We start from the raw sequence: 16,706 nt of genomic DNA, 5'->3' as shown, positions 1-16,706 counted from the left end.
GCGCGGCCCGACATGGTCGTGCTGCATTTTACCGCCATGGCCGATGCGGCCTCGGCACTCGACCGGCTCTGCGATCCGGCCGCCGAGGTCTCGGCCCATTACCTGATCGCCGCCGACGGGCAGGTCGTCCAGCTGGTCGACGAGGCCGCGCGGGCCTGGCATGCCGGGGCCGGATGCTGGGGCGGGGTCGAGGACGTCAATTCCCGCTCGATCGGGATCGAGCTCGACAATCCGGGCGACCGGCCGTTCCCGGCGCCGCTGATGGCCGCGCTGGACGCGCTGTTGCCCGGCATCCTCGCGCGCTGGTCGATCCGGCCCGAACGGGTGATCGGCCATTCCGACATGGCGCCTGATCGCAAATGGGACCCGGGCCGGCGGTTCGACTGGCGAAGGCTGGCACGGCAGGGGCTGGCGGTCTGGCCCGAGGTCCTGGCCTCTGCCGGTCCCGCGCCCGACGAGACCGCCTTTCGCACGGCGGCTACGGCCTTCGGCTATGGCGCGCGCTGGGACACTTGTCATGTGCTCGACGCGCTGCGCCAGCGGTTCCGGCCCTGGGCCGGAGGGCCGCTTGCGGTCGCCGACATGGCCGTCATCACGGATCTTGCCCGCCGCTTCCCCGTTGACCCGGACGGCGCGGGCGCCTAGATCGGGCGTCGCGCGGATGGCTGGATGGCCGCGGGGGTGCAAGCCTTCGAGGAAAGTCCGGACTCCACGAAGCGACGGTGCCGGGTAACGCCCGGCGGGGGAAACCCCAGGGAAAGCGCCACAGAGAACAGACCGCCTCCGGTCTCGGAGGTAAGGGTGAAACGGTGGGGTAAGAGCCCACCGCGGGCCTGGCAACAGGACCGGCACGGCAAGCCCCACCGGGAGCAATGCCGAATAGGGACCCCGCGCAGGCTGGACCTGCAGGGCGGCTTCGGCCCAGGGGTCCGGGTTGGCAGCTTGAGCGTATCGGTAACGGTACGCCCAGAGGAATGGTCATCCAGGGGGCCTCGCGCCCCCGGACAGAATCCGGCTTACAGGCCATCCGCGCATATCGTCCTCGTCCCCGCCGTGAAGCCGGCCCGGGCGTTCCGGGCGATTCCGTCTTGGCCGGTGCGGGAAAGCCTCTAGGTTGCAGGGGCGGGAAACGCGCATCTCCGCATAGCGGGATAGCAGAGGGACGGAAGACCGGATGAGTTTTGTCAGGACGATGGCCACCCTTGCCGTGGGCTTTGCCGCCGCCAAGGGGCTTGAGCAGTTCCAGAAGATGGGAGGCGGCGCCGGAATCGCCGATTCCGTGAAATCGGCCGCGACGCGGGCCGGGCTCGGCAGCCAGATCGGGCCGCTGCTGGAGCGGATGCAGGTGCCGGGCGGCGCCGCGGCGCTGAAGGAAAACGCCAAATGGCTGGGCACGAAGGCGCGCGAGACCGGCGATCACGCGCTGGTCGGGCTTGGCGGGCTGATGGCGGGGCTGGGCGGGGCCGCCTGGGCGGGCTCGGTCAATGCCCGGGATATCCTGAACGCGATGGGCGAGGTCTCGCCGCCCGACGTCTCGATGGAGAAGAACGCGCGGCTGCTGATCCGCTCGATGGTGATGGCGGCGAAATCCGATGGCGAGATCGACCCGGCCGAGCGTGCAGCGATCCTCGATGTGCTGGGCGATGCAACCGATGACGAGCGTGCCTTCGTCGAGGCCGAGATGGCCCGACCCATCGACATCGAGGCGCTTGCGGCCGAGACCGGCACTCATCAGCGCACGGCGGTCTATGCGGCGGCGGTGGTGACGACCAGGGTCGACAGCCCGGCCGAGATCGCGCATCTTGACCGGCTGGCCGAGGCGCTGCATCTGGGCCGCGCCGCGCGCCAGCGGATCCACAAGGCGATGCGGTTGCCGCAGGTGCTGGCCTGAGACGCGCGCCCCCGGGGCGGGCCGGGACTGCAACGGCCAGAACCCGCTTGACTCGGGGGCGCGGATCGCTAAAACGCGGGCTTCAAGGAATTCACGGGCGGAACGCCGCCCGCGCGACGGAGATGAGACATGGCGAAGCCGACAACCATCAAGATCCGCCTGAACTCGACCGCGGGCACCGGCCATTTCTACGTGACCAAGAAGAACGCCCGCACCATGACCGAGAAGATGGTGGTCAAGAAATACGACCCCGTCGTGCGTCAGCACGTCGAATACAAGGAAGGCAAGATCAAGTGATCTAGCCGCCTCCGGAGGTTTCTCCGGCAAGGGTCAGACCGGGGCCGCACCGCAAAGGGCGGCCTTTCGTTTTGCGCGAGGCCGTTTGCGCAAGGTCGGTCTATCCGGGGGCCGGTTTGCGCGGAGGGCCGGTTCTTCTGACGCCGGGCGCGTCGCGCGCTGGCCTGCATACGGTGCCGGCCCGGCGACAGGATCGTCGGCTGGCCCCAGGTCGAGCCCGAAGCCCATCCCGGCCAGCGTCGCCAGAACGGCGCGGGGCAGGCGCAACTCGCGCACGGCGAAGCTTGCGCCGAGCACATCGCCGCCCGCGAGAACCCGCAGCAACTCCAACGGCGGGGTCAGCGCCGGACCCGAGATCAGGACCGGCGCCATACCTGCGCACGGGAGCGCGCCAAGCCCCAGGGCGATGCGGCTGCGGGTGGCGCGCCCGGCTGCGGCGATCCGCGCCACCCGAATGCCAAGCCCCGCGCGCCGACAGAAGCGACAGCGTCAGAGCCATGGCAAGCCCCGCGTCGACGACCGGCGTGTTCTGAGCGGCATTATATTTATCAACCGCAATGGCTTGCGGTGGTGCGACGCACCCAGGGAATACGGTCCGGCCAAGACGCTTTACAACCGCTGGAAGCGCTGGAGGTGAGTGGCTGAACGCCCCTGGTTCGAGAGAAGCCACGAACATGGTGTCTTCGCCCGGATCATGACGGGCCTGGCCGCGGAACGGGCCGAGCACAAGACGATCATGATCGAAGTGAGCAGGCGAACGCCATGCGTTCGAGTGAGCCTGCGCAAGTATCTGAAGGCGCACCGCACGGCCTCGAGCCTGCGGGTGGAAAAGGGGGGCGCGGACGCCGGATCGGCCGGACCAAGGGGGGCATGAACACCAAACTGCATGCCGTCGCCGATGCGAAGGGTCGACCGATCGGGTTTTCCCGTCCGCTGGACAGGTCAGCGACGACACCGGCGCGGCGGCGCTGCTGGGCCGCCTGCCGAAGGCGGACTGGTTGCTGGCCGACCGGGGCTACGATGCGGACTGGCTGCGAGATGCGTTGAAAGACAAGGGGATGAAGGTCTGCATCCCCGGCCGGACGTCTCGCAAGACAGCCGTCAGATACGACAAGCGGAGGTACAAGCGCCGCAACCGCATCGAGATCATGTTCGGCCGGCTGAGGGACTGGAGGCGCGTCGCCACCCGATACGACAGATGCCCGGAAACCTTCTTCTCCGCCATCGCCCTCGCAGCAACCGTCATGTTCTGGCTCTGAAACTCAATGGGTCCGGAGCCTAAGGGCGGGCCTGCGATCATCGACCGTCTGATGTTTGCGCCACTTCGCAACCGTCTTGGGGGGCGTCGGGAAAACGATTCACCGGATCGTTTTCCGATCCTCCCCACTCCGCAGGTCCCGGCTCAGCGTCGCGAGCGACGCTTGCGATCGCTGTATCGCGGCTCTGACCGCGTACGTGGTCGTGGCGCTTCCGTGACGAACTTGTCCCATAGGGCCTCCTTCCATTCCTTCGAAGGGATCGCACCATCAAAGCGCGGGATCAAACACCTAGGGCAGCCCCTGTCCGTCCCAGACCTGCCAGGCCGCTTCCGACCCGCGAAAGACGTTGATATCGACCGGCCCGGCCACCCCGTCGATCCGCCCGGTCCCGGTATATTGCCAGAAGGTCCAGGGCGTGCCCGGATAGGTCGTCTCGGGCGGCCCGGCGACCGAGCGCAGCCAGAAGCCCGTGCCCGGCAGCCGGGTGATGCCGGTGTCGCGGGCGAAGTCGACCGTGGTATAGATGACCGGCCGCCGGCCGTAATGCCGCTCGACGATATCGAGGAAGGTCGCGGCCTCGGCGCGGACGGTGGCGGCATCGGGCCTGAGCCGACAGGTCGGCGAAAACGGGTTCCACTCCATGTCCAGCATATGCGGCAGCCCGTCCGCACTTCGGGGCACATTGGCGATGAACCAGCGCGCCTGCCGGTCGGCCCGGGCGCAGAAATAGAAATGGTGATAGGCCGCGCGTGCGACACCCGCTCGGCCCGCGCCCGTCCAGTGCGCCCGGAACATCGGGTCGCTGTCCTCCATCCCTTCGGTCGCCTTCACATAGACGAAGGACACGCCTGCCTTGCGCAGTTTCGGCCAGTCGATGGCGCCTTGCCAGCGTGAGACGTCGATGCCGTGCACCGGATAGGCGCGGGGTCCGGCGCCGGTCCAGTCATGCGGATCGTGATCGTCAAAGCGCGGCCGCTCCGCTGCGGCAAGGCGCAAGGGGGCGGCGCGGTGCGGCTCGGCCGTCGCGGCGCGCGGGGTCTGGCGCCCCGGCGATGACGGGCCGCAGGACATCAGCGACAGCGCCAGAAGCAGAACGAGTGTCTTGTGCGGCATGGATCCGGACGCTCAGGGGATGCCCTGCCATTTGGCGCCGAATCCGGGCCGCAGGCAACGGTTTCCGGCGGCTTCGGGCGGCCGGGCCGGGAGGCGGCTGCGGTCCAAGTGCGACCATAACGTTTTAGTCAGGTATTGCACCGGCCGCGCCGCTGTGGTTCTTTGCGCGCGATCGTTCCAGCCAGATGCGAGGACCAAGTCCCGCCGCCAGAGGACAGATTGACCGATGGATCGCAGGGAATGGAACGCGCGATGGGCATATCTCACCTTGGAGCCGCTGCCGCGGCCTGTGTTTTCGTGCTGGCGCAGGGCGCTTGGGCCGAGGAGTCCGGGCCGCATCTCGCGATCGAGCTGAACGCTGTCGCGCCCGCCGAGACCGGCTGCCTGATCAGCTTCATGGCCCGGAACGGGCACCCCGCCGCAATCGAGCGCGCGGTCTTCGAAACCGTGCTGATCGACCGCGCGGGGCAGGTCGAGCGGCTGACCCTGTTCGATTTCGGCGACCTGCCCTCCGGGCGGCCGCGGGTGCGGCAATTCTCGATCCCGGGGCTCGCCTGCGACGATCTGGGGCAGATCCTCATCAACGGCACCAGCGCCTGCGAGGCGGGGGCGCTGGGCGAGGCGGCTTGCACCGAGGGGCTCGATCTCAGCACCCGCACCGATGTGGAGCTGATCGGATGATCGGGGCGGCGGTCGAGCTCTTGCGCCGGGTCGCCGATCTGGGCGGTCCGGTCGTGCTGATCCTGATCGGGGTCTCGGTGCTGACGGTGGCGGTGGTGATCTACAAGCTCTGGCAATTCGCGGCGGCAGGCGTCGGGCGGCACCGGGCGCTGACCGAGGCCGTGGCGGCCTGGGATGGCGGCGACCGGGGGCTGGCGCGCGCCGCGCTGGGCAGATCGCGCAGCTATCTGCGCCCGGTGATCGAGCTTGCGATGTCGGGGCAGACGGATCCCGAGCGGCTGGGCGCCGAGGCCGAGGCCCGCTTCGCGCGGCTGGAACGCGGCTTCCGCCTGCTCGATTCGGTGGCGCAGCTCTCGCCGCTGCTGGGTCTCTTCGGCACGGTTCTGGGCATGATCGCGGCGTTTCAGGCGCTGCAGGCGGCGGGCACGCAGGTCGATCCGTCGATCCTGGCGGGGGGCATCTGGGTGGCGCTGCTGACGACGGCGGTGGGGCTGGCGGTCGCGATGCCGACCGCGCTGATCCTGAGCTGGTTCGAAAGCCGGATGGAGGCCGAGCGGGTGCTGGCCGATACCGCGATCCACACCGTGCTGGCCCCGTCCCGGCCGCAAGGCGCGCCGCTTGCAGGCGCCGAGGCGGCAGCGCGGGCCGGGGCGATCCATGCGTAGGCGACGGCGGCCCTTGTCGCTGACGCCGCTCGTCGACGTGATCTTCTTGCTGCTGCTCTTCTTCATGCTGAGTTCGACCTTCACCCGCTTTGCCGAGATCGACCTCTCGGCCGCAGCGCCCGGCGGGGCTGTGGCCATGCCCGATACGAAACCGCTTTTCCTGCAGCTCGACCCCGAAGGGCTGCGGATGAACGGCCGCGACATGCCGCTTGAGGCTCTGGCCGACACCCTTGCCGGGGCTCCGGCCGAGGGTCCGGCGGAGGACGCGCAGCCGGTGCTGGTGGCGCTGCAGGGCGCGGTCAGCGCCCAGCGGCTGACCGATCTGCTGGTGGTGCTGCGCGCGGTGCCTGGCCTCCGCGTGACCGTTCTGGGGGCATCATGACCGCGAAATCCCGACGCGCGCCGCGCGAACCGACCATCGCGCTGATCAACATCGTCTTTCTGCTGCTGATCTTCTTTCTGGTCGCGGGCACGCTGGCCGCGCCGCTCGACGCGACGCTGAAGCTCGTCGATACCGAAGGGCTGGAGGGGGCCGGCCCGGCCGATGCGCTGGTGCTGCATGCCGACGGACGGATCACCCGGCAGGGCGCCGAGATCACGCCCGAGGCCTTTGTCGAGGCGCTCGACCCCGATGCAGGGGCCGATACGGGCGCTACGGTGCGGGTTATCCCGGATCGTGAGGCGCCCGCCGCCGATCTGGTGGCGCTGGCGCGCGCGCTGCGCGCGGCCGGAGCCGGGCGGGTCGTGATCGTGACCGAACGGGGGCTGCGATGATCCCGTCCTCCCGCGCGGGCAAGGTTCTGGCGCTGGGCCTCGCGCTTGGCGCCCATGGGGCGCTGGCTTTGGTGCTGGTGCCGCAGACCGAAACCCGGATGGAGGGCCGCGCGGGTGCCGTCGAGGCGGCGGTTGGCGCCAGTTTCGCCGACATGGCGGCGGGGCGGCTGACCGCCGAAAGCGCCGAAACCGTTGTCGAGGCCGCAGCCCCGCCCGAGCCGGTCGCGGCCCGGCTGCCCGACCCGGTCGAGGCGGTGCAGCCCGCGTCCGCCGAGGCCCTGCGCCCGCTACCCGAGGCCGCGCCGCAGCCGCAGCGCCCTGCGCCGCAGGCCGCCGAACAGCCCAAGCCGAAGGCCGCCGAGCCGCCGCCGCCCGAGACGGTGAAGGCCGAGCCCGAACCCGAGCCTCAGCGTCAGGCCGCGCCCCGGGGCAATGCCGACCGCAATGCCCGCGCCGGTCAGGCGGCGGGCACCGATCGGGCACAGGCTGCCACCAGCGGCCGGGGCGGCGCGACCGCCGAGTCCGGGAATGCCGCGGCCTCGAACTATCCGGGGCTGGTGATGCGGGCGCTGTCGCGGGTGCCGAAACCCCGCATCCGCGCGCGCGGCGCTGCCGTGGTGGCCTTCCGCCTCGGGGCCGATGGCAGCCTTGCCTCGGCCTCGGTGGCCCGCAGCTCGAGCTCGGCCGCGCTCGATCAGGCGGCGCTCCGGATCGTCCAGCGTGCGGCCCCCTTCCCGCCGCCGCCGCCGGGGGCCCAGCGCAGCTTTTCGATCCGGATCGAGGGGCGGTAGGACGGGCCGCCGCACAGGCCACGGTTCAGAGGGTCACGACCAGCTGGCGCCCGCGATGGGGGACGATCTCGAAGCGGGTGTCGAAGACCTCTTCGAGGATCTCGGCGCGCAGCACCTCGTCGGCCCTGGCCGCGGCGATCACCCGGCCGTCCTTCATCGCCACCACCCGGTCGGCCCAAAGCGCGGCGGCGTTGATGTCATGCAGAACAACGACGACCGCACGGCCGTCGGGGCCGGGGCGCGACAGGTCGTGCAGCCGGGCCATCAGGTCGCGCGCGTGGCGCGGGTCGAGCGCGTTCAGCGGCTCGTCAAGCAGCAGCCAGGGCGTCGCCTGGGCATAGGCCATGGCCACCATCGCGCGCTGGCGCTGGCCGCCCGACAGGGTGTCGAGAGGCCGCGCGGCCAGCGCGTCGAGCTCGAAGGCGGTCAGCGCTTCGGCGACGACGCGGGCATCCTCGGGGCCGGGCCGCCCGGCATGATGCGGCCAGCGGCCGAAGCCCACCAGCTCGGCCACCCGCAACCGGCTTGCGACCGTGGGCGATTGCTGCAACAGCGCCACCTGCCGCGCGCGCCGCCGGTCGGGCACCGCGAAAGGGTCGAGCCCGTCGATCCGCACGGTTCCCGCGCCGGGTCGCGCGAGCCCCGCGATGCAGTGCAGCAAGGTCGATTTGCCCGCGCCGTTCGGCCCGATCAGCGCGGTGATGCCGCGCGGCGCGAGGTCCAGCCCGACCTCGTGCAGGATCGGCGTGGCACCGGCAGCGTAGGACAGCGATCGGACTTCGATCATGCGGATCTCCTGTTCAGGACGAGGGCGAGGAACAGCAGCCCGCCGAAGAATTCCACCAGCACGGCCAGCGTCGAGTGCAGGCCCAGAAGCCGCTCGAACACGAACTGCCCGGCGACGAGGATCGCGGCGCCCGACAGCCCGGCCGCGGGCAGCAGGACCGCATGGCGGTAGGTGCCCGCCAGCGCCCGGCCCAGCGCCGCGGCGATGAGGCCCAGAAAGGTCACCGGCCCGACCAGCGCGGTCGCGACGGCGACCATCGCCGCGACCAGCATCAGGGCCGCGACCGCCAGCCGGTCATGGGCAAGGCCAAGCCCGCGCGCCGTCGGCCGGCCCAGCGCCGCCACGTCGAGCGCGGGTGCCATGGCGATGGCCAGCGCGCCCGCCCCGACCAGAACGACGGCGGCCATCCAGAGCGCGCCGGTCGGCACGGATCCGAAGCTGGCAAACATCGCCTGCTGGACCACGGCGAATTCGGAGGGGTCCAGCATCCGCTGGGCCAGCTCGGCCAGGCCGCGCAGCAGGACACCGAGGATCACCCCGGTCAGGATCATCCGCGTCACGTCGCCCGCGCCCCGCCGCAGCAACAGGCCGAACAGCGCGGTCGCGGCCAGCGTCAGCAGCGCGGTTTCGGCCAGGAACCGGCCGAACTCGGGCAAGAGCGCATAGCCAAGCCCGCCCAGCGTCGCGACCAGCGCGGTCTGCAGGAAGATGAACAGCGCGTCGATCCCGACGATCCCGGGGGTCAGAAGCCGGTTCGCGGCGACGGTCTGGAACAGCACCGTCGCCATGCCGGTGGCCGCGCCCACAAGGATCAACGCGGCCAGCCGGGTCGCGCGCAGCGACAGGATGAAGCCGGTCGGGCCGCGCAGATGCCAGAACAGGAACAGCAGCGACAGCGCCGCCAGCAGCCCGGCCAAGGCCCAGAGCCTGCGGGCGGGGCGGGGAAAGGTCCCGGCGGTCTCAGCCATTGCGCGCCGGTCCCGGGGCGGCATAAAGCAGCCACAGAAAGACGCCCGCGCCGAAGACGCCGAAGACGGTGGCGGCCGGGATCTCGTAGGGCTCCCGCAGCACCCGGCCGAGGATGTCGGCGGCCAGAACCATGCCGGCGCCCCCGGCCGCGACCAGCGGCAGGTTGGCGCGCAGGTTGTCGCCGCGCCAGCGCGACACGAGGTTGGGTGCCACCAGCCCGACGAAGGGCAGGGCGCCGACCGTCACGATCACCAGCGCGGTGATCGCCGCGACCGCCACCAGACCCAGCGTGCGGGTCTGGGCATAGTTCAGCCCGAGGCTGCGCGCCTGGGTCTCGCCCAGACCCAGAAGGGTGATCCGGTCGGCCGCCGCATAGACCAGAAGCGCCAGCGCCGCGATGCCCCAAAGCAGCTCGTAGCGGCCCTGCACCACGCCCGAGAACTCGCCCAGCCGCCAGATCCCCAGATACTGGACAAGATCGGTCGTCCAGGCCAGCCACAGCCCGGCCGAGCCGAGGATGCCGCCATAGATCAGGCCGACCAGCGGCAACAGCATCGGGTCCTGGCGCGGGATGCGGCGGGCGAGCGTAAGAAACCCCGCCGTTCCGATCAGCGCCGAAGCCGTCGCGGCCGCCATCTTCCACACGGGCGCGGCGCCCGGCGCGATCAGGGTGACGCCCAGAAGGCCAAGCATCGCCGCCTCGGGGGTGCCGGTCAGGGCGGGCTCGACCAGCCGGTTCTGCACCGTCTGCTGGATCACCACGCCCGCCAGCGCCAGCCCCATCCCGGCCAGAAGCGCTGCCGCCGTGCGTGGGAAGCGGCTGACCGCGATCAGCCAGCCGGTCCCGAGATCGCCCGAGAAAAGAGAGGCCGCGCCGATGCAGAGGCTCAGCCCCGCCAGCGCCGCCAGCGCGGTGCCGAGCCCCAGCCAGAGCCTCAGCCCGGCCGTCATGGGCGGTCGGCGGAAAAGGCCGCGACGATTTCGTCGAGCGTGTGCATCATCGACTGAACGCCGCCGCCCGCGATGTAAAGCGGCCCGCTGTCCAGATAGACGATCTGCCCGGCCCGTGCGGCCTCGGTGCCCCGGACCAGCACGTTGTCAAGCGTCGCCACCGCCGCTTCGCCGCTGGCGCCGATGGCCGCGCCGCGGTCGATGGCGAGGATCCAGTCGGGGTCGGTCTCGGCCACGAATTCGAACGAGATCGCCTCGCCATGGGTTGCGGCGCCCAGATCGGGATGCGCCTCGGGCAGGCCCAACGCGGTGTGCAGCCAGCCGAAGCGGCTGTCGCGCCCATAGGCCGAGATCTTGCCGCCATTGGTCAGCACGATCAGCGCGTCGCCCTTGCCCGCGACGGCTGCGCGGGCGGCGGCGATCCGGGCGTCGAGCGCGGCCTCGAGGGCTGCGGCCTCGGTCTCGCGGCCGAAGAGGCGGCCATAGGCCTGCAGCCGGGCGCGGGTCTCGGCCAGCATGTCCAGACCGGTCACGGTCATGTCGATGGTTGGCGCGATCCGCGCCAGCGCCGCGGCCTGCCCCGAGGACCGGCTGCCGACCACGATCAGGTCGGGATCGAGGATCGCGAGGGCCTCGAAATCGGGCTCGAAGAGCGTCCCGATCCGGGTCGCGCGGCTGGCGGTGGCGTCGAGATAGGGCAGGTAATGCGGCTCGGGCACGCCCGCGACGTCGACCCCCAGCGCGTCCAGCGTATCGAGCGCCGCGATGTCCATCACCGCCACCCGGGCGGGGTCGGCGGTCAGCTCGGCCGGGCCGGTGGCGGTCTCGACGGTGACCGTGCGGGCGGCTGCCGGCAGGCCGAGGCAAAGCGCCAGGGCCAGCGAAGCCAGACTGCGGCTCAGCATGATGTGTCCTTTCCTGCGATGGGGGCGACCGCTGACTGGCGGTGCGCTGGCGGTGTCCGGGGATCTTTTCGGGTAGCGGTGCCGTGACCGGTCAGGCCCGGATAGCGCCTTGCCCTCGACCGGGGCAAGACCTAAATCGACAGAAAAAGTCAGGAATGTATCATGACCCTTCTTCACGACACCGGCGTCTTTTCCACCCCCAAGGCGAGCAGCTATCTTCAGCAGCTCTGCAAGCATTTCGCCCATAAGGTCGCGGTCGAGTACGACACCGATCTGGGTCGGGTGGCGCTGCCCCCGGGCGAGGCCAGCCTCGAGGCCAGTGACGGGCTGCTGACCGTGACGGTCAGCGGGGCCGATCCCGCCGCGTTGGAACTTGCCCGCAACATCGTCGACAGCCATCTGGCGCGCTTTGCCTTTCGCGAAGGCTTCGAGAAGATGGACTGGCGGGGTGGCAAGGTGGCCTGAACCGTGCCGTCGGCCGGTCCGGGGCACGGCCTTGCAGGGACCCATCGGTCCGGCCATGCCCCGCCCCGTCCGGTGTCAGAACCGCCAGCGGGCGCTGACCCCGAAGGTCCGTCCCGGCTCGTTCAGCGCGACCACCCGGCTGAAGTCAATCCCGTCCGAGCTGCGGCTGGCATAGGTCTCGTCCAGCAGGTTGCGGATGTCGAACCGGATTTCGACCCCGTTCATCCGCGCGGGGGCATAGGTCGCGTGAAGGTTCAGCACCTCATAGCCCGGAAGGTCGGTCGGCGTGTCGGTGTTCTTAAGGGCGATTTCCGCCGATCCGCCCAGCCGCCAGGCGGGCGTCAGGTCGAGCCCGCCTTCCAGCGCGATGATATGCCCGACCGGGCGGCCATAGTAATAGGACGTGGTGCCGACGGTGTCGCCGTCGAGTTTGACATCGGCATAGGTGTAGTTCAGCCGGGCGAAGCCGTCGCTGCCCTGCCAGCCGATCGACCCCTCGACCCCGCGCGAGCTGACATCGGCCCGCGCGCCGCGGTCGGCGCCGGTGGGCAGCACCGCGTTGAGATCGTCGATCCCGGTATAGAAGACCGCGCCGCTGACCGCCCAGGGACCGGTCTCATAGCGCAGGCCCAGGCGGCTTGCCTTGCTGCGCGAGGTGGTGAAGCCGTCATAGGTCCAGTCGCCGCCGAAATTGACCAGCGCCGCCTCGCCCAGCTCGTAGCCGCCCCAGGTCGAGGCGATCCCGGCATTCAGCGTCAGCCGTTCGGTCAGTACCACATCGACCGAGGCATTGGCGCTGAGCCCGCTGCCGTCGAACTCCTGTCCGTCGGCGGCGTCGAACTCCTGCATGTCATAGCGCAGCCCGTAGGAGACCGAGACCCTGTCGGTCAGGTCCTGGCGCGCCTGGGCGAAGAGGCCGATATTGGTCATGCTCTCCTTGCCCCGGCTGTCATAAGGGGCGGTGCCGCGCCCGCGCCCCTTGGCGGTCTCGTCGAAGAAGTCGAGCCCGGCGGTCAGGGTGCCGGTGCCGATCTGCCATTCGTTGCTGGCGCTGCCGCTGAGGCTGGTATTGAGCCCCCAGGCTCCGATGACGTCGACCTCCTGCTCGTTATAGGACAGTTGCAGCTTGGGCGCGAACCAGCCCTCGGGGGCCTCGTCGGTATAGCTGAGCGTGAACGAGCTGCGCCGGGCATAGCCGTCGACCATCACGCTGTCGCCCGAGGTCAGCCCGGCGAAATCGGGCCGGATGAAGTAAAGCCCGTTGCCGCCCAGCTGCGCCGCCCGGCGCCCCTCGTCCTCGGTTTCCGAGGCGCTGAAGGTCAGCCGCTTGCCCGATTGCGAGGTGAAGCCCAGCTTGGCGGTGTAGGAGCTCAGGTCGGGCTCGGTCCCGCTCATGGTGGTGCCGTCGCCATCCTCGTACTCGCTGCCGATCTCGCGCGTGCCGCTCAGCAGGTAGTCAAGCCCGCCCTGCTGGCCGAAGACCGTCAGCGCGCTGCGCAGGTCGGTGCCGTTGGTTGACGTGCCGATGCTGGCGATGCCGCCGAAACTCTTGCCCGGTTCCAGCAGATCGCGGGCATCCTTGGTCTCGTAGGCGATGGACCCGGCCAGACCGCCGGGGCCGCCATCGGCCGGGGCAAGGCCCTTGGTCACCTCGACCCGTTTCAGCAATTCCGGGTCGATCAGCACGTTGCCGGTATGGTGGAAGGCGCCCTTGTTCTGGCGCGCGCCGTCGATGGTGACCGACAGCAGGCTTTCCTCGATCCCGTTCACGAAGACCTTTTGCGCAATCGCCGCGCCGCCCCCCACCGTCACCGAGGCCTCGCCCTGAAAGACGTCCTTCACGCTGGACGGGTTGCGGTTTTCCAGGTCCTCGGCGGTGACCTCGGTATTGCCCAGAAGATCCTGGGCTTCTGCCCCCTCGATCCGCAGGGTGCCGAGATAGGTCTGGTTGGTATCCTGGCCGAAAGCGGCGCTGCCTGCCCAGCAGGCGCCCAGAAGCAGCAGGCCTCGAGAGGTCCGGTTCATGCGTTGTCCCCAATTCTGCGTGTCACATGGCTGGACAGCGCGTCCTGGGACGGGCGATCTGGCTTTCCGGTCCGCCGGGCGGCGCCGCGGCGAATATCCGACGATTTTTATCAGTCTTCGCGTACATACGAATTCGTGCCGCACATGCAAGAACGGATTCGGTCTTCCACGACCGAAGACGCACAAGGAAACCGCCCCGCGATGCAGGGACGGCGCGGTTTTGGGCATTTCGGTCCCTTGGACGCACCGTTGCGTGGCGAAACGTCGCGACCCGTGGTTCAATCCGTTCTGCGGCATTGAGCGGCCGGGAATGCGCTATGTAACCTTACTGCACAGCGATATCCGGGAGAGTTGCAGAGATGACCGAGACCAGCGACGATGCCCCGTACCGGGTTGCCGCGATCCCGCTTGTGGAAGACCTGGCCATCGACGCGCTGCTGGCGAAGGTCGTGGCGGCCCTGCGCGCCGAGGGCGTCCGCGTCGCCGGGTTCCGTCAGGGCCGCGCCCCGGAGGGCGGTATGGCGGTCGAGGATCTGACCGGCGGCGGAGTCTTTTCGATCTCGCAGGATCTGGGGCCGGGGTCGCAGGGCTGCAAGCTCGACCCGCAGGGGCTGGCCGAGGCGGCCTGTGCCGCGCTGGCCGCGCTTGAGACCGGGCCCGATCTGCTGATCCTGCCGCGCTTCGGCAAGGCCGAGGTCGCGGGGCACGGGTTTCGCACGGTGATCGAACGCGCCTGCGAGCGGCAGGTGCCGGTGCTGGTCGCGGTCAAACCCGATTGCACCGCGGCCTGGACCGATTTCACCGGTGGCGTGGCCGACCGGCTTGTGCCCGAGCGGGCGGCGGTGCTGGACTGGTGCCGGGCCGGGATCTGCGCCCGGGTCTGAGGCGCCTCCGGGGCTTAGCTGGCCGCTGAAAACTCCGAGGATCGCGTTTTCGACGCCAAGGAGCGTCACTTTTCGGGCTCTCTCGTCGAGCTGATGAAAACGTGGCGCGTCTGGACCTGACGAGCGAAGCGAAAGGCGTGCGCCTCAGACCTTTTTTCGGTAGCCTGCTAGGGCAGGGCCAGGATCACATGGCTCGACTTGATCAGCGCGGTCGCGGCGTCGCCGGGGGCCAGTTTCAGCGCCTCGGCGCTTTCGCGGGTGATCGTCGCAACCAGCGTCTTGTCGCTTCCGAGATCCAGCACGATCTCGCTGTTCACCGGCCCGTCGGTGCGCCCGGTGACGGTGCCGGTCAGACGGTTGCGGACCGACATCGGGCCAAGCTCGTGCCCCTTCGCGAGGATCACGAAGCTCGACTTGACCAGCGCGAAGATCTCGATGCCGGGGGCCAGCCCCATTTCGGCGGCGCTGTGGCCGGTGATGACCGAGGCCAGCGTCTGGCCGCCGCCGATATCCATCTGCACCTCGGCGCTGACCGGGCTTTCGGTCACCGAGGTCACGGTGGCGCGGTAGGTGTTGCGGGCCGAGGTCTTCATCATCAGGCTCCAGAGAATGTCGCCGGGGTCGAGGTCGATCTGGTTGTCGAGCGAGGCGACCACCCGTTCCAGCCCTTCCTGGATCGCGGTGAAGGCGGCGATGACCTTCTCGCCGGCCGGGGTCAGCGCCGCGCCGCCGCCCGCGCGCCCGCCGGGGGCGGCGCTGACCAGGGGGCTTGCGAAGATGTTGTTCATCGCCTGCACCCCGTCCCAGGCCGCCTTGTAGGACAGGCCCACCTCGCGCGCCGCGGCCGAGATCGACCCGGTCCGGCCGACCGCGGCCAGAAGCGCCACCCGGTCGGCGCCCATCCGCGCCCCGGGCCGTTCCAGCGTCAGCGCGCTGCGCACTCCAACCGGCATTGCCGTCTCGCTCCTTTTGCGGACATCGCCCCGTCTTAGCGCGAAGCCGCCCGATCTTCCACCGCCGAGTGCCCGGTGCTGTGCCCTGCCGCCGGGCGCCGGACCTTCGGGCCAGGGCCGCGTCAGCGCGGCCTCTTGCCAGCCGTTATACAAGTGGCAAGCATGGCGGCGATCCCCTTCGCCGCCAGCGCGCGGCCAGGCGCGAAAGGAAGATGCATGGAAAAGGTCATGGCCGAGATCCGGGCGGGCGAGGTCTGCGCCCCGCTGCCGCAGACCGGCGATGCGACAGTGTGGTTCGTCGGGCGGCTCAGGACCCCCTGGACGTCGCCGCGCGACTGTCCGCGTCAGGGCGACCGCACCGCTGGCCCGGTCTGCCGGATCGAGATCGACCCGCGCTGGCGCGAGGCGCTGGCCGGGATCGAGCGCAAGGAGAACCTGCTGCTTCTGTACTGGATGGACGGGGCGCGGCGCGATCTGGTGCGCCAGAGCCCGCGCAATGACGGCGAGACCATCGGCACCTTCGCACTGCGCTCGCCCAACCGGCCCAATCCGGTGGCCTGTTCGGTGGTCGCGCTTCTGGGGCGCGATGGCGATGTGCTGCTGGTGCGGGGGCTCGATTGCATCGACGGGACGCCGCTGATCGACCTCAAGCCCGATTATGGCGGGCGGCCCTGTCCCGAGCATTAGGTGTTCAGTCCCGGCATCTCGTGGATCGGGTTCAAGATGAATCTGTCCGGCTCTGATGTCCGGATCTTGCAGATGTATTCGCAGGGCGTGAGCCCGTCGATGGTCTTGAGGCGGCGCGCGAAGCTGTAGGCTGCCATCAAGTCCGCGAGGTGGGGGCGGAGCTGGTCGTGGCTGTCGTGATGGTCCCGATTGACGTTCAGCGGGAAGACGCGCCACTGGTGCCTCGCCTGATCCGCTTCACCCTCCCTGATCGTGCGGTGCATCCGTTCGACCTGTCCGCCGCCCTGGAAAAACAGTCCCCCCGGACTGTTTTCCGATCCTCCGAACTCCCGGGATGGTTGGGGTTGGTCAGGGCAGCGTTTGAACGCCGACCGCTTCGGCTTGTCGCCCTCGACGTCCGGCAGGCGCGAGAGGCATTCGCCATCGGGTTTGAACCAATGGCGCCGCAATGGCTCAGCGCTGCAGGCAGCACTGCAGTGCAGAGCGTGTCAGATGCGGGATGGACGGCTGCAGGGCACGGAGGCCGTCGTCAAGCGGCAGCAGCGTGTGGCGCCGAAACGCGACGATGGCCGCCTCCTCGGCCTCAGACGGAACCGTCGAACGTGGCCT

Annotated in this window: 19 protein-coding genes, 1 other RNA gene and 2 pseudogenes; 13 read left to right on the top strand and 9 right to left on the bottom strand. The window is 69.9% G+C overall.

The features are described from left to right. Positions 1–12: 12 nt before the first annotated feature. The 4 genes from DSD19_RS08680 (at position 13) to rpmG (ending at position 2,188) form a co-directional block, all read left to right on the top strand. Entirely contained in the window at positions 13–645 is a 633-nt protein-coding gene (locus DSD19_RS08680) for an N-acetylmuramoyl-L-alanine amidase (protein ID WP_243627852.1), read from the top strand. A gap of 12 nt (positions 646–657) precedes the next feature. Further along, positions 658–1,035: RNase P RNA component class A (gene rnpB / locus DSD19_RS08675), an RNA gene on the top strand. Positions 1,036–1,174: 139 nt separating this feature from the next. Further along, the gene (locus DSD19_RS08670) at positions 1,175–1,891 is read left to right on the top strand and encodes a DUF533 domain-containing protein (RefSeq protein ID WP_113669283.1); all 717 of its coding nucleotides are present in this window, start codon (positions 1,175–1,177) and stop codon (positions 1,889–1,891) included. 129 nt (positions 1,892–2,020) lie between these two features. Next, on the top strand, positions 2,021–2,188 hold the full coding sequence (gene rpmG, locus DSD19_RS08665) for a 50S ribosomal protein L33 (RefSeq protein ID WP_042459900.1): 168 nt from the start codon (positions 2,021–2,023) through the stop codon (positions 2,186–2,188). Positions 2,189–2,221: 33 nt separating this feature from the next. On the opposite strand, the gene DSD19_RS22295 is transcribed toward rpmG, so the two are convergent. After that, positions 2,222–2,560, bottom strand: a complete 339-nt coding sequence (locus DSD19_RS22295) for a hypothetical protein (protein WP_243627838.1) — start codon at positions 2,558–2,560, stop codon at positions 2,222–2,224. Positions 2,561–2,642: 82 nt separating this feature from the next. On the opposite strand from DSD19_RS22295, the pseudogene DSD19_RS08655 reads away from it, so the two are divergent. Beyond that, positions 2,643–3,447, top strand: a pseudogene (locus DSD19_RS08655) (IS5 family transposase). A 288-nt stretch (positions 3,448–3,735) separates the two neighbouring features. Here DSD19_RS08655 and DSD19_RS08645 read toward each other — a convergent pair. Beyond that, complete coding sequence (locus DSD19_RS08645; protein ID WP_113669282.1) at positions 3,736–4,560, bottom strand: GH25 family lysozyme; 825 nt, start codon at positions 4,558–4,560, stop codon at positions 3,736–3,738. Positions 4,561–4,800: 240 nt separating this feature from the next. On the opposite strand from DSD19_RS08645, the gene DSD19_RS08640 reads away from it, so the two are divergent. Genes DSD19_RS08640 through DSD19_RS08620 form a run of 5 tightly spaced genes read left to right on the top strand, consistent with a single transcriptional unit; the run spans position 4,801 to position 7,471 of the window. Beyond that, positions 4,801–5,241, top strand: coding sequence for a hypothetical protein (locus DSD19_RS08640; protein WP_243627836.1), 441 nt, complete (start codon positions 4,801–4,803; stop codon positions 5,239–5,241). Beyond that, a complete protein-coding gene (locus DSD19_RS08635; RefSeq protein WP_113669281.1) occupies positions 5,238–5,906 on the top strand; it encodes a MotA/TolQ/ExbB proton channel family protein in 669 nt (222 codons plus the stop codon). Before DSD19_RS08640 ends, DSD19_RS08635 begins: the two co-directional genes overlap by 4 nt. After that, positions 5,899–6,288, top strand: coding sequence for a biopolymer transporter ExbD (locus tag DSD19_RS08630; RefSeq protein ID WP_113669280.1), 390 nt, complete (start codon positions 5,899–5,901; stop codon positions 6,286–6,288). The genes DSD19_RS08635 and DSD19_RS08630 overlap by 8 nt, the downstream gene beginning before the upstream one ends. Next, entirely contained in the window at positions 6,285–6,680 is a 396-nt protein-coding gene (locus DSD19_RS08625; protein ID WP_075785462.1) for a biopolymer transporter ExbD, read from the top strand. The genes DSD19_RS08630 and DSD19_RS08625 overlap by 4 nt, the downstream gene beginning before the upstream one ends. Continuing rightward, positions 6,677–7,471, top strand: a complete 795-nt coding sequence (locus DSD19_RS08620; RefSeq protein ID WP_113669279.1) for a TonB family protein — start codon at positions 6,677–6,679, stop codon at positions 7,469–7,471. The genes DSD19_RS08625 and DSD19_RS08620 overlap by 4 nt, the downstream gene beginning before the upstream one ends. Positions 7,472–7,496: 25 nt before the next feature. On the opposite strand, the gene DSD19_RS08615 is transcribed toward DSD19_RS08620, so the two are convergent. The 4 genes from DSD19_RS08615 to DSD19_RS08600 are packed head-to-tail and all read right to left on the bottom strand — an operon-like array spanning position 7,497 to position 11,083. Next, positions 7,497–8,258 carry an ATP-binding cassette domain-containing protein gene (locus DSD19_RS08615; RefSeq protein ID WP_113669278.1) on the bottom strand — a complete coding sequence of 254 codons (762 nt, stop codon included), beginning with the start codon at positions 8,256–8,258 and terminating at the stop codon, positions 7,497–7,499. After that, complete coding sequence (locus DSD19_RS08610) at positions 8,255–9,226, bottom strand: iron chelate uptake ABC transporter family permease subunit (RefSeq protein WP_081382093.1); 972 nt, start codon at positions 9,224–9,226, stop codon at positions 8,255–8,257. Before DSD19_RS08610 ends, DSD19_RS08615 begins: the two co-directional genes overlap by 4 nt. Beyond that, positions 9,219–10,178 (bottom strand): ABC transporter permease, encoded by a 960-nt coding sequence (locus DSD19_RS08605; RefSeq protein WP_113669277.1) that lies wholly within the window; start codon positions 10,176–10,178, stop codon positions 9,219–9,221. The genes DSD19_RS08610 and DSD19_RS08605 overlap by 8 nt, the downstream gene beginning before the upstream one ends. After that, positions 10,175–11,083, bottom strand: a complete 909-nt coding sequence (locus DSD19_RS08600; protein WP_113669276.1) for a siderophore ABC transporter substrate-binding protein — start codon at positions 11,081–11,083, stop codon at positions 10,175–10,177. Before DSD19_RS08600 ends, DSD19_RS08605 begins: the two co-directional genes overlap by 4 nt. Before the next feature lie 162 nt (positions 11,084–11,245). On the opposite strand from DSD19_RS08600, the gene DSD19_RS08595 reads away from it, so the two are divergent. After that, positions 11,246–11,548: a DUF2218 domain-containing protein gene (locus DSD19_RS08595; RefSeq protein ID WP_113669275.1), complete on the top strand. Its 303-nt coding sequence runs from the start codon at positions 11,246–11,248 to the stop codon at positions 11,546–11,548. Between the two features lie 75 nt (positions 11,549–11,623). Here DSD19_RS08595 and DSD19_RS08590 read toward each other — a convergent pair whose 3' ends face one another. After that, positions 11,624–13,573, bottom strand: a complete 1,950-nt coding sequence (locus DSD19_RS08590) for a TonB-dependent receptor (RefSeq protein ID WP_113669274.1) — start codon at positions 13,571–13,573, stop codon at positions 11,624–11,626. Positions 13,574–13,932: 359 nt separating this feature from the next. On the opposite strand from DSD19_RS08590, the gene DSD19_RS08585 reads away from it, so the two are divergent. After that, positions 13,933–14,457 (top strand): DUF2478 domain-containing protein, encoded by a 525-nt coding sequence (locus tag DSD19_RS08585; protein ID WP_113669273.1) that lies wholly within the window; start codon positions 13,933–13,935, stop codon positions 14,455–14,457. Positions 14,458–14,624: 167 nt separating this feature from the next. Here the strand turns inward: DSD19_RS08585 and DSD19_RS08580 are convergent, their stop codons facing one another. Next, positions 14,625–15,410: a TOBE domain-containing protein gene (locus DSD19_RS08580; RefSeq protein WP_075785470.1), complete on the bottom strand. Its 786-nt coding sequence runs from the start codon at positions 15,408–15,410 to the stop codon at positions 14,625–14,627. 216 nt (positions 15,411–15,626) lie between these two features. Between DSD19_RS08580 and DSD19_RS08575 the strand changes: the two genes are divergently transcribed. Beyond that, positions 15,627–16,097 carry an SAM-dependent methyltransferase gene (locus DSD19_RS08575; RefSeq protein ID WP_113669272.1) on the top strand — a complete coding sequence of 157 codons (471 nt, stop codon included), beginning with the start codon at positions 15,627–15,629 and terminating at the stop codon, positions 16,095–16,097. On the opposite strand, the pseudogene DSD19_RS08570 reads toward DSD19_RS08575, so the two are convergent. Further along, positions 16,094–16,706: pseudogene (locus DSD19_RS08570) on the bottom strand (hypothetical protein); the annotation flags it as partial. The gene DSD19_RS08575 and the pseudogene DSD19_RS08570 overlap by 4 nt on opposite strands.

This window comes from Rhodovulum sp. BSW8, from assembly GCF_003314725.1.
Taxonomy (GTDB): domain Bacteria; phylum Pseudomonadota; class Alphaproteobacteria; order Rhodobacterales; family Rhodobacteraceae; genus Rhodovulum; species Rhodovulum visakhapatnamense.
This window is presented reverse-complemented; position numbering and strand designations above follow the sequence as displayed.